The sequence below is a fragment of the Intrasporangium mesophilum genome (assembly GCF_054783095.1).
Genome location: NZ_BAAGRF010000005.1, coordinates 189744 through 202977 on the forward strand (window position 1 = coordinate 189744; position 13234 = coordinate 202977).

Sequence of the window (13234 nt, forward strand, 5' to 3'; positions counted from 1 at the left end):
GTGGGGAGTCTGCCACCGACCGGCGACGAGCGCTCGTGGCGAGGGTGCGGGCCCGCTGGCGGTAGATTTGCCCGTCGGAGGGCGGCGACCCCGCCCTGCCCGCATCGAGAGCGTTGTCGAGCGACTCATCGCGACACCCGCGACCCCGTCGCCAGACCCGAGCACCACCGGAGGCCACCGTGGACGCCAGCGACCTGCTGCGCAACTCACTTCTTCAGCTGTCCAAGCAGGAGAAGATCCGAGACATGATCGAGAAGGCGCCGGTGTCGCGCTCGGTCGTCAAGCGTTTCGTGCCGGGGGCCGACCGCGGCGACGTCGTCACCGCCGCTGCCGAGATGGCCGCGTCCGGGCGGCTGTCCACGATCGACTACCTCGGCGAGGACACCGTGGAGCTGGCCCAGGCCGAGCACACGCGCGACGCGTACGTGTCGCTGCTCAGGGGCCTGCGCGACCACGGCCTCACGGCCGGCGGCACCGTCGAGGTGTCGCTCAAGCTGAGCGCCCTGGGCCAGGCCCTGCCGGGCGACGGCAACAAGATCGCTCTCGACCACGCCCGCGAGATCTGCGAGCTCGCACAGCAGTCGGGCACGACGGTGACCCTCGACATGGAAGACCACACCACCACGGACCTCACGCTGGACGCGCTGCGTGAGCTGCGCGTCGACTTCCCGACGGTCGGTGCCGTGCTGCAGGCCTACCTCTTCCGCACGGAGGCCGACTGCCGGGACCTCGCGTATGCCGGGTCGCGGGTGCGCCTGTGCAAGGGCGCCTACAAGGAGCCTGAGTCCGTCGCCTTCCAGGCGGGAGCCGACGTCGACAAGTCATACGTGCGCTGCCTCAAGATCCTCATGCAGGGCCAGGGCTACCCGATGATCGCCTCCCACGACCCCAGGCTCATCGAGATCGCCGGGGCACTCGCCGGACAGGCGGGCCGCGACCCGAAGTCGTTCGAGTACCAGATGCTCTACGGGATCCGGCCCGACGAGCAGAAGCGGATCGCCGACCGCGGCGACCAGATGCGGGTCTACATCCCGTACGGCGAGGAGTGGTACGGCTACCTCATGCGCCGGATGGCTGAGAAGCCGGGCAACGTCATGTTCTTCCTGCGCGGCGTCGCGACCAAGGGCTGACGAGAGGCGGACCACATGTCGACGACGGCTATCTTCGGCGCGGGAGTCATGGGCGAGACCCTCGTGTCGGGCCTGATCAGGTCCGGCCGGACGCCGGCCGACCTCATCGTCACGGGCCGCACGCCTGACAAGGTCAACGCGCTCGCCGGGCGCTACGGCGTGCGGGTCCTGCCCAACCCCGATGCCGCCGACATCGCCGACACCCTCGTGCTCTGCGTCAAGCCGCAGGACATGACCGGCCTGCTCGACGAGATCCGCGACCACGTGGCGCCGGGCAATGCGGTGATCTCGCTGGCCGCAGGGATCACGACCGAGCTCCTCGAGTCACGGCTGCCCGAGGGCACGTCCGTGATCAGGGTCATGCCGAACACTCCCGCCCTCGTCGACCAGGGCATGGCCGGGATCTCGCCCGGCCGCCACTGCACCGACGACCACCTCGCCGAGGCCGAGGAACTGCTCAGCTCGTGCGGGAAGGTCGTGCGGCTCGCCGAGAAGCACCTCGACGCGGTGACGGCGATCTCGGGCAGCGGGCCGGCATACATCTTCTACGTCGTCGAGGCGATGATCGAGGCCGGCGTCGTGCTCGGGCTGCCCCGCGCGACCTCCACCGAGCTGGTCGTCCAGACGCTCTACGGCGCGGCGACGATGCTCAAGGAGACCCACGAGCACCCGACCGTGCTGCGCGAGCAGGTCAGCTCACCCGGCGGCACGACCGTCGCGGCACTCCGGCAGCTCGACGACCACAAGGTGCGGGCCGCTTTCGTCACCGCGATCGAGGCCGCGGCCGCGCGGTCAAAGGAGTTGGCGTCCGGTCAGGTCTGAGGCAGATTGAGGGGCATGGCCGAGCCGCGTCCCGATGGTGCCCCCTGGCACCTGCCGATCCACCTGCACGAGGTCGCCCCCGACGACTGGCAGGCGCACCGCGACATCCGCCTGGAGATGCTCCAGGACGCGCCCGACGCCTTCTGGTTCACCTACGCCGACGAGGCCGTCTACGACGAGGCCGACTGGCGCGACCGGATCGAAGGGGCCTGGCTCGTGCAGGCCCGCGACGCAGACGGCGTGCTCGGCAGCGCCGGGCTCGGCTCGCACTGGGAGCCTGAGCGCGCCACCACCGCAACGCTGTTCGGAATGTATGTCGCACCCCGGGCTCGCGGGCTCGGCGTCGGCGAGGCGCTGGTCCGAGCGGTGCTCGCGGAAGCCGCGCGGCGGGGCAAGTCCGAGGTCGTGCTCGAGGTGACCGACACCAACAGGGCAGCCCAGTCGCTCTACGAGCGCTGTGGCTTCGTCCGGACCGGCGCGACGCACGCCCATCCGCGCCGGTCCGAGCTGCACGAGATCGAGATGGTCCACCGGCTCTGAACGTTCACCCACCTGCGGGTGCACAGTCACCGCTTCACATGCGAAGGTTGACCCCATGACCGACATCACCGTGCGTGCCCTCGACGAGGACGACTGGGAGACCTACCGGTCCGTTCGCCTCGCCGCGCTGCGTGAATCGCCTGAGGCGTTCGTGGCCACCGCCGAGGAGGAACTCGGCTTCGACGAGGCCCACTGGCGCTCACGGATGAACCGATCGGCCCGCCTGGTCGCCGAACGCTCCGGTGAGGCTGTCGGCGTCGTCAGCGTCGGCACCGCCAACGCCGACGAAGGCAACGCCGGCGAGCTCTTCGGCCTCTGGGTGCGGCCCGACGCGCGGGGGTCCGGCGTGGCCACGCGCCTCGTCAAGGACGGCGCGAACATCGCGGCCAAGCGCGGCAACACTCACCTCGTCTACTGGGTCGGCACCGAGAACGGCCGAGCCGTCGCCTTCGCCAGCGGCATGGGCTTCCGGCCGACCGACTACCGCCGCCCGATGGGTGTCGTCAGCGAGGAGGACGGCGAGGAGGAGATCGCCATGGTGCTCCCGCTCGAGTCGGACCTCGCCACGCAGCCCCGCTTCTGATCCCAGCCTCGGAACCGGATCAGGGGCGGGCGGCGAAGCGCTCGAGCAGCTCGGTCGGCCCGCTGACGATGAGCATGTGGTGCGCCGAGATCTTCGTCTGCGGGACGGCATACGTGAAGTCCTCGCCCGGCGCCTTGACGCCCACGACGGTGACGCCGTACTTGCGGCGGATCTGGCTCTGCTCCAGGGTGAAGCCGATCGCCTCGCTCGGCGGCTTGATCTTCACGATCGCGAAGCCGTCGTCGAACTCGATGTAGTCGAGCAGCTTGCCGTTGACCAGGTGGGCCACCCGGCGCCCGGAGTCGGCCTCGGGTGAGATGACGTGGTGGACGCCGATCCGGTCGAGGATCCGCTTGTGCTCGGGCGACAGCGCCTTGGCCCAGATCGAGGGCACCCCGGCGTCCACGAGGTTGGCGGCCGCGAGCACCGAGGACTCGACCGAGGACCCGATCCCGACGATCGCGATCTTCGGCTCGGCCTGGCGGATCATGTCGAGCGCCTCCGCCTGCGCCATGTCCGCGTGGACGACCCGGGCGAACTTGTTGACGTACTTCTCGGCGAGGTGGTTGTCGCGCTCGACGGCGATCACGCGATGTCCCAGCCGGGTCAGCTCGAGCGCGACGGCCGTGCCGAAGCGTCCCAGCCCGATGACGAGCACGTCGTCATCGAAGAGCCGGTTGCGGGCCATAGGTGTTACCTCCGTCGTCGTGATCGCGCCATCCGCGATAGCGTCTCAATCATGCCAACTCAGGCTCGGGTCGTCTGGGACACCTCGTTCACGAGATACAACTTCGGTCCGACGCACCCGATGTCGCCCGTCCGGCTCGACCTGACGGCGCGCCTGTGCGACGCGCTCGGCGTCTTCGACGTCGACGGCGTCGAGGTCGTCTCCGCCGACGAGGCCAGCGACGAGCTGCTGCTCACGGTGCACGACGCGGACTACATCGCGGCCGTCAAGGCAGCGTCGGTCGAGCCCGACCGAGCCGACCCGGCATACGGCCTCGGGACGGACGACGACCCGGCCTTCACCGGCATGCACGAGGCCAGCGCTCGCGTCGTGTCAGGCACGGTCGACTCCTGCCGGGCGGTGTGGGAGGGCGAGGCCGCGCACGCGGTGAACTTCACCGGCGGGCTGCACCACGCGATGCGCGGCTCGGCCAGCGGCTTCTGCGTCTACAACGACATCGCCGTCGGCATCCAGTGGATGCTCGACCACGGCGCCGAGCGGGTGGCGTACGTCGACATCGATGTCCATCACGGCGACGGCGTGGAGCGGATCTTCTGGGACGACCCGCGGGTCCTGACCATCTCCCTGCACGAGACCGGCCGCGCGCTCTTCCCGGGCACCGGCTGGCCCACCGACATCGGCGGCCGGAAGGCCGAGGGCTCCGCGGTGAACGTCGCGCTCCCACCGGGGCTCACGGATGCCGGGTGGCTCCGGGCGCTCAACGCCGTGGCGATCCCGCTGGTCCGGGCGTTCAAGCCCGACGTCCTCGTCACCCAGCACGGCTGCGACACGCACACCGAGGACCCGCTGGCCCACTTCGCAGTGACGGTCGACGCGCAGCGAGCGGCGGCGGACACCCTACATCGGCTCGCCCACGAGGTCTGTGACGGCCGCTGGGTCGCGCTCGGCGGAGGCGGCTACGAGGTGATCGGGGTCGTGCCCCGCACGTGGACACACCTGACGGCGATCGCCGCGCACGCCCCCATCAAGACGTCCGTCGAGGTGCCGCAGGAGTGGCTCGACCATGTCGAGCGGCTCTTCGGACGGCCCGGGCCGCGCCGGATGGGCGACCTGACGACCGAGGACGGGCCGCTGTGGTGGCGATCCTGGGAGATGGGCTACGACCCGGCCAACGAGGTCGACCGGGCGATCATGGCCACCCGCACCGCCGTCTTCCCGCACCACGGCCTCGACATCCACTTCGATTGAGGTAGGCGCCGCATGCTTTTGGCGCCTCGCTTCGCTGCGGCGCGTGCCGGGGCGCCCCTTAGGCGTTGCCTTCCTCCGCTGCGCTCGCTCGTTCCTCACTCGCTGCGCTGCGTCCAGGCAACGCCGGCGCCGCGGCTCTGCCCTGGTCACGTGTGCATTGATCGGGGCCATCACCCCTACGCGTGCACACAGCGGCGCAAAGAACATGGCGAGCTCGCCCGAAATCCGGTCGCGGTCGAGGTGCGCAGCGACGTACCCTGCTCGACACGGCGACGACGGGCCTGACGATCCTGAGCCGAGCACAGCAAGAGGCCACCGCATCCCCGCGGTGGCGAAGGTGTGGTGGCACAGCGACATCCCCATCGCCCGCACCTCCGGGGCAAGACCCACAAACGGAGGTGAACCAGATGCAACCCACCCATCCACCAGTCGGCTCGATGCCGGCCCAGCGAGTCCTGGCCCGCGACCTCGCGGCGACCGCTCCCGGAGAGCGCGCCACGATGGCCGGCTGGGTCCACCGGCGCCGCATCCTTGCGAGCGTCACGTTCCTCGTCCTTCGGGACCGGACCGGCCTGGCTCAGGTCGTCATCAAGGACCCGGCGACCGCCGAGCAGCTCGAGGGGCTGCCCGAGGAGACGGTCGTCGAGGTGACCGGGACCGTCGCGGCCAACCCGGCCGCGCCCGGCGGTGCCGAGCTCGTCGCGCCGGCCATCGTGCCGCTGACCGAGCCCGCGACACCGCCGCCGGCCGAGCTGTGGCGCCCGACCTTCGGTGCAGGCCTGCCGACGCAGCTCGACCACGCCGCCGTGACGCTGCGGCACCCGAGGCACCGGGCTGCCTGGCAGCTGGCCAGCGCGTCGATGCACGGCTTCCGTTCCGCGCTGGACTCGCTCGACTTCACCGAGATCGCGACCCCGAAGCTCGTCGGCACTGCCACCGAGTCGGGCGCGAACGTCTTCTCGGTCGACTACTTCGGCCGCACGGCATACCTTGCCCAGAGCCCACAGCTCTACAAGCAGATGCTGGTCGGGGTGTTCGAACGGGTCTTCGAGGTAGGCCCGGTCTTCCGGGCCGAGCCGCACGACACCGTGCGCCACCTCGCGCAGTACACCTCGCTCGACGCCGAGCTCGGGTTCATCCGCGACCACCGGGACGTGCTCGTCGTGCTGCGCGAGGCCATCGCCGGGATGGTCGAGGGCGTCAGGACGTATGCCGCCGAGGCCGCTGCGCTCCTGGGTGTCCAGCTGCCGGTCGTGCCGGACGAGTTCCCGGTGGTCCACTTCAGCGACGCGCTGGCCCTCGTCGGGGCCGACCCGGGCGAGCCCGACCTCAGCCCTGCGCACGAGCGGGCGCTCTCGGAGTGGGCGCGGACGGCATACGACTCGGACTTCCTTGCGGTGGAGGGCTATCCGATGGTGAAGCGGCCGTTCTACACGCACCCGCAGCCGGGTGACGAACGGTGGAGCAACAGCTTCGACCTGCTCTTCCGCGGGCTCGAGCTGACCACCGGCGGGCAGCGCCTGCACCGGCCGAGCGACTACGCAGCCGCGCTCACGCGCACGGGCACCGACCCGTCGCTCTTCGCCGGCTATCTCGACGCGTTCGCGCACGGGATGCCTCCGCATGGCGGCTTCGCGATCGGTCTGGAAAGGTGGGTCGGGCGGCTGACCGGGGCGGAGAACATCCGCGAGGTGACGCTCTTTCCCCGTGACCTGAACCGGCTGTCGCCCTAGGCGGCGGTGCGGGCTCGTGACCGAAGATCCCTGACCTTGCGTCGGCGCGCCTCCTTGCGCTTTGCGCTTTCAGTGATCTTCCACTTCCCCTTCAGTCACATCTGCCCCTAGTGTTGCTTCTTGTACCTGCGTGAAGTTTCGTCGGAGGGGAAGCCGGCGACGCGCGGGTCAGCCAGTAGATCGGGGTATCACATGTCGAATGAGCGCCAGCTCGCCGAGGTGCGGTTCCTGACCGTTGCCGAGGTCGCCTCGATCATGCGCGTGTCGAAGATGACGGTGTACCGGCTCGTTCACGGCGGGGACCTGCCCGCCGTCAGGGTCGGCCGCTCCTTCCGGGTCCCGGAAGACGCGGTGCACAAGTACCTCCAGACGTCGTACATCGACACCGCGTGAACACCAGCGTTGCAGCGCACCCGAGGGGGCGGCCGGGCCACATGGTCCGAACCGCCCCCTCGGCGTTGGCGCAGCGGCATTCACATCACCGTCTTTTGGGATCGACGCATCGCACGCGCTACGCTGTGGTGCCTGTTCGGCTCGTGGATTCGACCTCCCTCCTTGGCGGTCAAGTCGACGCAGGTCGGCAATGCACGTCAAGGAACCAGTCGCACGACAAGGACAACCATGGGCTCTGTCATCAAGAAGCGCCGCAAGCGGATGGCCAAGAAAAAGCACCGCAAGCTGCTGCGCAAGACGCGTCACCAGCGTCGCAACAAGAAGTGACCTGACCTCGTTCAGGACCGCGGGCCACGCCCGCAACGCTCTCGACCCTCGCCTGCGGTGAGGGTCGTTCGCGTTCTCCGGGCCTCGCGACGACGCGTGGCGCCCGGGCGCATCGAGTGGCAACGTTGGGTCACCGAGGACGCCGACGGAATCGCTCTGTAGGCTCCAGGTGCGGGGGCCGCGCGGGCGTCCCGGACGCCTGACGAGGTCTGTAGCGACGATCGACGACAGGAGGAGCCGAATGGCAAAGGTCGTGCTGGTCACGGGTGTGTCCCGTTACCTCGGAGGCCTGTTCGCCCGGCGCCTGTCGAACGACCCGTCGGTGGAGCGCATCCTCGGCGTCGACGTGTTCCCGCCCAAGCACGCGGTCGGGCGCGCCGAGTTCGTGCGTGCCGACATCCGCAACCCGATGATCGGCCGGATCATGGCCCAGGCCGCCGTCGACACCGTCGTGCACATGAACGTCATCGCCACGCCGAAGGACACCGGCGGGCGGGTGACGCAGAAGGAGATCAACGTCATCGGCACGATGCAGCTGCTTGCCGCGTGCCAGAAGTCCGAGTCCGTGCAGCGACTCGTCGTCAAGTCCTCCGCCGCCGTGTACGGCTCGTCGCCGCGCGACCCGGCGATGTTCAGCGAGGACATGAACCCCAAGACGATGCCGCGCACCGGCTTCGGCAAGGACTCGGTCGAGGTCGAAGGCTATGTGCGCGGGTTCTCCCGGCGCCGACCCGACGTCGAGATCACCATGCTCCGGCTGGCCAACGTCGTCGGTCCGAACATCCACACCGCCATCACCGACTACTTCTCGCTGCCGGTCGTGCCGATCCCGCTCGGCTACGACGCCCGGTTCCAGCTGATCCACGAGGACGACGCGACGTCCGCCATGATCCTGGCGACGACGGGCCCGGCCGTCGGCATCGTCAACGTCGCGGGCGACGGGTTCCTCACGGTGACCCAGTGCACCGCGATCGCCCGGCGACCGGTGCTTCCCGTGCCGCTCGCGGCCGCAGGGGTGCTGGGCAACGTCGTGAAGCGCTCCCGGCTGGCCGACTTCTCGTCCGACCAGCTGACCTTCCTCGCTTTCGGTCGCGGACTGGACACCTCGCGGATGCGCAAGGTCTTCCACTTCGAGCCGGCGTACAGCACGCGTGGCGCCTTCGAGGACTATGCCCGTCACCTGCGGCCGGTCGTGCCGGGCGCCGACGGCGTCGGCGAGGTCGTGAGCGACGCTGCCGGGGGCGCCGCCGCTGCGATTGCGCGCGTCATCGAAAGGATCCAGACGTGACCGCCGCCGAGACGCCGGACCGGTCGGACACGACGCCGGAGCAGACGCCTTCATCATCCGGCGCCGGGTCGGGCGCGCCGCGATCGGCCGCGCCGCGACCAGGCTCTGCGCCGTCGGGCTCGGCGGCGAAGGGCGCCATGGCGCCAGGCTCGGCGGCGAAGGGCGCCACGGCGCCAGGCTCGGCGGCGAAGAAGGCCGCCCCGAAGAAGGCCGCCCCGAAGAAGGCCGCCCCGAAGAAGGCCGCCGCGACGACGGGCGCCAAGCCGGCCACGAGGGGCGCTGCTGGAGCAGCAGCGAGGCCCGCCGGCGCATCGACCCACGGCGGCGCCTTCGCGGCGGGTGCGGCTCGGGCCTCGGGCGAACGACGTCGACGGAGCGGCACCCCACTGCTGTCCATCGAGCCGGTCGAGGTCAGCGAGGCCCGCCGTCGGGCGGCGAGCGACGACGCCGAGCCGGCGGCGCCCTCGCCCGAGCCGGACGTCCTACCGGTCGTCTCGCAGACGCCGGACGACCAGGCGGCGTTCGAGCAGGTCACGTTGGGCGCTCGTCCAGTAGAAGCCGACAGCTCAGGTGCGAGTGAGGCACCTGTCGCCGAGGCGCTCAGCACGACCAAGCCAGCCCGGCCGAGCCGGGCGGCGATCCGCGCCAAGCGGCGAGACGCCGGGCAAGGCGAGCCGGCCCGCCTCCGTGCAGTGCCGTCGGGCGACGCGGCCCAGCGACCGGCGAAGGTCACGGCGGAGGGCGAGCCCGCGCGGCGGCATACCGGCTCGGGCGAAGGCGTCGAGACGGGCTCCGCTGCGGCCGAGCGGCTGCTCGGCGCGCTCGAGGCGGGCGAGTTCTCGTCGGAGGCGCGGCCGGGGCCGGCCGAGTTCGTCGAGCTCGCCATCAACGTCATCCGGGCTGCCGCGACCTCGGCAGGTGTGCCGGCCGAGGACGTCGAGCGCCAGGTCGCCGAGACGCTCGCCTACCTCCGGCGCCGGCTGTCGGGCGACTACGTCGTCGACGAGTTCGGTTTCGACGAGGACTACACAATCCATGTGCACCTCCCGCTGCTGCGGCCGCTCTACCGCAAGTGGTTCCGGGTCGAGGTGCGGGGCATCGAGAACATCCCGACCGTCGGCGGCGCCCTCGTCGTCGGCAACCACTCGGGCACGGTGGCGATGGACTCGCTGATGACCCAGGTCGCCGTCTACGACGAGCACCCCGCGAACCGCCACCTGCGGATGCTCGGAGCGGACCTCGTCTTCCAGATGCCGTTCGTCGGGACGATGGCCCGCCGGTCCGGGTCGACCCTCGCCGCGAACACCGACGCCGAGCGGCTGCTGCGCGGCGGTGAGCTGGTGGGGGTCTGGCCCGAGGGGTTCAAGGGCGTGGGCAAGCCGTTCAGCGAGCGGTACAAGCTCCAGCGGTTCGGCCGGGGCGGCTTCGTGTCGGCCGCCCTGCGGGCCGGGGTCCCAATCGTGCCGGTCTCGATCGTCGGGGCCGAGGAGATCTACCCGATGATCGGCAACATGCCGGCAGTCGCCCGGCTCCTGGGGATGCCGTATGCCCCGATCACGCCGACCTTCCCGTGGCTCGGGCCGCTCGGACTCGTCCCGCTGCCGAGCAAGTGGCTCATCGAGTTCGGACCGCCGATCGACACGACGACGTTCGGTCCTGACGCGGCGGACGACCCGATGCTGGTGTTCGACCTCACCGACCAGGTGCGCGAGACGATCCAGCAGACGCTCTACAGCCTGCTGATGCAGCGCAAGTCCGTCTTCCTCTGACTCGACCCGGGCCGGGCGGGCGTCTACGTCGGTCCTGTGATTCTGCTCCGGAATGCGGAGCAGAATCACAGGGCCGCGGACGCACCCGCGTCCGGGTGGGGCGGGCGATACCGCCTCAGGTCGTTAGGGTCAGGGCACGAGCTTCGTCGACAGGGGGACGAGGCGGACGGCAGGGATGCCGTGACTCCAGGGAGGGTGACCCCGCCACCACCGACACCGATGCCAGTCGAGGTGATGCCGGCGGACGGCAGGTTGACGGTGCTTCCGGGCAGCGTGACTCCTCCGCCGCCTGCCCCCGCGCCGGTCGAGTGCACGCCCACGCCAGGGAGGTTCGCCGTCGCACCAGGCAGGGTCACGCCGCCGGTGACGCTCACCCCCGGCTGGCCGGACGCGTCGCCCCCTGCAGCGGGCTGTCCCGGACCCGATGTCGCAGGCCCGGACCTGCCCGGCGCCGCCGTCTGCCCGCCGGTGGCCGGGACGGTCGCCACGCCGGTGGCGCCGCCACCGGGCAGGGTCGCGAGCACCTGCCGGGCCTCGAGGGCCCGGTCGCCGCAGACCACGCATGCGGCCAGCTCCCGGAGCGTCGCGATCCGGCCCTGCCCGAGCAGGTCGCGCAGATGCTGCCACGACGGCTGCGACGCCGGAGGCACGCGGTCTCGCAGCGCATCGACCTGCGGGATGGCGCGGGTGTAGAAGTCGTCGAGCTCCGTCAGGGCCTCACCTCGATGCTGCGTGCGATAGACATCGAGCAGGGTGCGCTGGGCCTGCTGCGTGGAGTCGCTCGCGGCGTCGAGAGCCATGTTGACGTCGGCGGCGGAGGCGGCTCCCCGGTCGAGCAGGTCGCGGGCCTCGTCGATGTGCTGCTGGGCCTGGGCGAGGTAGGTGAGGCCCTCGTCGTAGCCGGAGCCGGCGAGACGGACCGCCACCCGGTCGAGTGCCTGCTTGACCGGGTAGAGGACATCACCGGGGGCGGCCGAACGCGATGCGATACCGAGCACGCCGCCGACCAGCAGGATGCTGGCCGCCGCTGCTGCGACGTACCGCAGTGGTCGCGCGGCAATCCGCACCACCGAAGCCGGTCGACCGGGGCCACCGGGACCGCCGAGACCGCCGTCGGAGCCGTCGCGCTCACCATCATCCGCACCCGGCAGCGTGGAAAGCACCGTGGTGCCGTCGTCCGCGAGCAGCCGGGCCCGTAGGTCGGAGACGAACTCGGCCCGCGGTGCGAGCGCGGCCTGGTCGAGTGCTGTCACTGCGTGGACGACCGCGACCAGCTCGAGGATGCCGGGGTCGGTGACCGCTTCACCGTCGAGGGCGCGCTGGAGGAGCTCGCCGTCGGCGCCGGGGCCGAGGTCCATGTCTCCTCCTTCGCTCGTGGGCTGGGTCAGGGCCGCGCTGGGTGCAGGCCGCACCCGTGGTGGCGGCGTGAGAACGACACGGGTGCAGGAGTGGTTACGGCATCACAGCTCGGCTCCCTCGAGTGCTGCGCGCAGGGCCCGCGTGGCCCGCAGCTGGAGCTGCTTGACTGCGCCCTCCGACCGGCCCAGCACCCGGGCCGTCTCGGCGAGGCTGAGCCCCTGGAGGAAGCGCAGGGTGACGCACTCCGCCTGTTCCGGACGCAGTCCCTTTATCGCCGCGACGAGCCGCTCGTCGCGCAGTCGCGCGAGCACCTCCTCTTCCGGAGCATCCACGCGCTCGTCGGCGTCGCGCATGTCGGCGGTCGTCACCTCGAAGCGGAAGCGCGCCGACTTCACGTGGTCGGCGATGAGGTTGCGCGCGATCGTGACGAACCATGCCGCGATGTCCTTGCCCTGCCAGGTGAACGAGTCGATCCGGCGCATCGCCCGCAGGAACGTCTCGGACGTCAAGTCCTCGGCGAGCGCGCGGTTGGCCACCCGCACGAGGATGTAGCGGAAGACCGTGTCGACGTAGACGTCGTACAGCTGCGCGAAGGCCTCGCGGTCGCCGGCCTGGGCAAGCTCGACCAGAGCTGCGATGCGCGCCTGCTCCGCTGCGTCGCGCTCGGTGCGCGGGCCCGGTCGGGAGGACCTGATGGGCGAGCCGACGGTGGCGCCGGCCCCCGTCGCGGGGACGGTCAGGCCGTCCCCGTCGGTCGCGATGGCGGCCCAGAGGGTGTCGAGCGCATCCCGCCAGGAGGGCAGCACCCAGCCGGACAGCGCAACCGCGCCCGACGGCATACCCGCTTGGGCGGGTGTGACCCTGGTGGACATCCCACCAAGTCTGTCCGAAGATCCGCTCCGATGGGGGTTGTGCCCCCCTCCGGTCGAGTGTGCGCCCCGTCTCACCCGTCGCAGGCCCTCTGTCATCGCTGGGACGGAGCGCTCGACGGGGGAGACGGGCCTGTCGGTCGGTGATGTGGGGTTCGGCCCAGGGCGGTCATCGACCTAGAGTGGGTCCATGCCCACTTCCGAGACCGCGGGCACCCCGCGCGTCCTGATGCTCGGCCGACCCGGCTGCCACCTGTGCGACGACGCCCGGGCCGTCATCGAGCGGGTGGCCGATGACCTCGGCGTGGGCTGGGAGGAGCGGTCCATCGACGATGACCCGGAGCTGCAGCGCGCGTACGGCGAGCAGATCCCGGTCACCTTCGTCGACGGGCGTCGCCACGACTTCTGGAGGGTCGACGAGGGACGGCTGCGCGCAGCGCTCGCGTGAGGCCGCCGCAGCGGTGCGCGGCGCCCTGCCTCACGTG

14 protein-coding genes are annotated in these 13234 nt (G+C 71.0%); 11 read left to right on the forward strand and 3 right to left on the reverse strand.

All coding sequences use genetic code 11. From position 1 onward, the window contains the following. Nucleotides 1-179: 179 nt before the first annotated feature. From ACYVLP_RS06685 to ACYVLP_RS06700, 4 genes are read left to right on the forward strand one after another with little or no spacing between them, the layout of a single operon-like run. Entirely contained in the window at nt 180-1130 is a 951-nt protein-coding gene (locus ACYVLP_RS06685; protein WP_460626558.1) for a proline dehydrogenase family protein, read from the forward strand. 15 nt (nt 1131-1145) lie between these two features. After that, a complete protein-coding gene (gene proC, locus ACYVLP_RS06690) occupies nt 1146-1952 on the forward strand; it encodes a pyrroline-5-carboxylate reductase (RefSeq protein ID WP_460626559.1) in 807 nt (268 codons plus the stop codon). A 15-nt stretch (nt 1953-1967) separates the two neighbouring features. Further along, on the forward strand, nt 1968-2492 hold the full coding sequence (locus tag ACYVLP_RS06695; protein WP_460626560.1) for a GNAT family N-acetyltransferase: 525 nt from the start codon (nt 1968-1970) through the stop codon (nt 2490-2492). Between the two features lie 55 nt (nt 2493-2547). Continuing rightward, nucleotides 2548-3075 carry a GNAT family N-acetyltransferase gene (locus ACYVLP_RS06700; protein WP_460626561.1) on the forward strand — a complete coding sequence of 176 codons (528 nt, stop codon included), beginning with the start codon at nt 2548-2550 and terminating at the stop codon, nt 3073-3075. 19 nt (nt 3076-3094) lie between these two features. Here the strand turns inward: ACYVLP_RS06700 and ACYVLP_RS06705 are convergent, their stop codons facing one another. After that, complete coding sequence (locus ACYVLP_RS06705) at nt 3095-3763, reverse strand: potassium channel family protein (protein WP_452270675.1); 669 nt, start codon at nt 3761-3763, stop codon at nt 3095-3097. A 51-nt stretch (nt 3764-3814) separates the two neighbouring features. On the opposite strand from ACYVLP_RS06705, the gene ACYVLP_RS06710 reads away from it, so the two are divergent. The 6 genes from ACYVLP_RS06710 to ACYVLP_RS06735 all read left to right on the forward strand — a co-directional run bounded on the left by ACYVLP_RS06710 (nt 3815) and on the right by ACYVLP_RS06735 (nt 10521). Beyond that, a complete protein-coding gene (locus ACYVLP_RS06710) occupies nt 3815-5011 on the forward strand; it encodes an acetoin utilization protein AcuC (protein WP_460626562.1) in 1197 nt (398 codons plus the stop codon). Nucleotides 5012-5418: 407 nt separating this feature from the next. Beyond that, nucleotides 5419-6744, forward strand: coding sequence for an aspartate--tRNA(Asn) ligase (gene aspS, locus ACYVLP_RS06715; protein ID WP_460626563.1), 1326 nt, complete (start codon nt 5419-5421; stop codon nt 6742-6744). Nucleotides 6745-6936: 192 nt separating this feature from the next. Beyond that, entirely contained in the window at nt 6937-7137 is a 201-nt protein-coding gene (locus tag ACYVLP_RS06720) for a helix-turn-helix domain-containing protein (RefSeq protein WP_020145054.1), read from the forward strand. A 228-nt stretch (nt 7138-7365) separates the two neighbouring features. Next, nucleotides 7366-7464, forward strand: a complete 99-nt coding sequence (locus ACYVLP_RS06725) for a 30S ribosomal protein bS22 (RefSeq protein ID WP_003792170.1) — start codon at nt 7366-7368, stop codon at nt 7462-7464. A 241-nt stretch (nt 7465-7705) separates the two neighbouring features. Next, complete coding sequence (locus tag ACYVLP_RS06730) at nt 7706-8752, forward strand: NAD-dependent epimerase/dehydratase family protein (RefSeq protein WP_460626564.1); 1047 nt, start codon at nt 7706-7708, stop codon at nt 8750-8752. After that, nucleotides 8749-10521 (forward strand): lysophospholipid acyltransferase family protein, encoded by a 1773-nt coding sequence (locus ACYVLP_RS06735; protein WP_460626565.1) that lies wholly within the window; start codon nt 8749-8751, stop codon nt 10519-10521. Before ACYVLP_RS06730 ends, ACYVLP_RS06735 begins: the two co-directional genes overlap by 4 nt. A 65-nt stretch (nt 10522-10586) precedes the next feature. Here ACYVLP_RS06735 and ACYVLP_RS06740 read toward each other — a convergent pair whose 3' ends face one another. Both ACYVLP_RS06740 and ACYVLP_RS06745 read right to left on the reverse strand, forming a co-directional pair. Next, complete coding sequence (locus ACYVLP_RS06740; RefSeq protein WP_460626566.1) at nt 10587-11879, reverse strand: DUF5667 domain-containing protein; 1293 nt, start codon at nt 11877-11879, stop codon at nt 10587-10589. A gap of 102 nt (nt 11880-11981) precedes the next feature. Continuing rightward, a complete protein-coding gene (locus tag ACYVLP_RS06745) occupies nt 11982-12752 on the reverse strand; it encodes a sigma-70 family RNA polymerase sigma factor (protein WP_460626567.1) in 771 nt (256 codons plus the stop codon). Nucleotides 12753-12939: 187 nt separating this feature from the next. Here ACYVLP_RS06745 and ACYVLP_RS06750 point away from each other — a divergent pair, with 187 nt between their 5' ends. Continuing rightward, nucleotides 12940-13197 carry a glutaredoxin family protein gene (locus ACYVLP_RS06750; RefSeq protein ID WP_460626568.1) on the forward strand — a complete coding sequence of 86 codons (258 nt, stop codon included), beginning with the start codon at nt 12940-12942 and terminating at the stop codon, nt 13195-13197. The last annotated feature ends 37 nt before the right edge of the window (nt 13198-13234 follow it).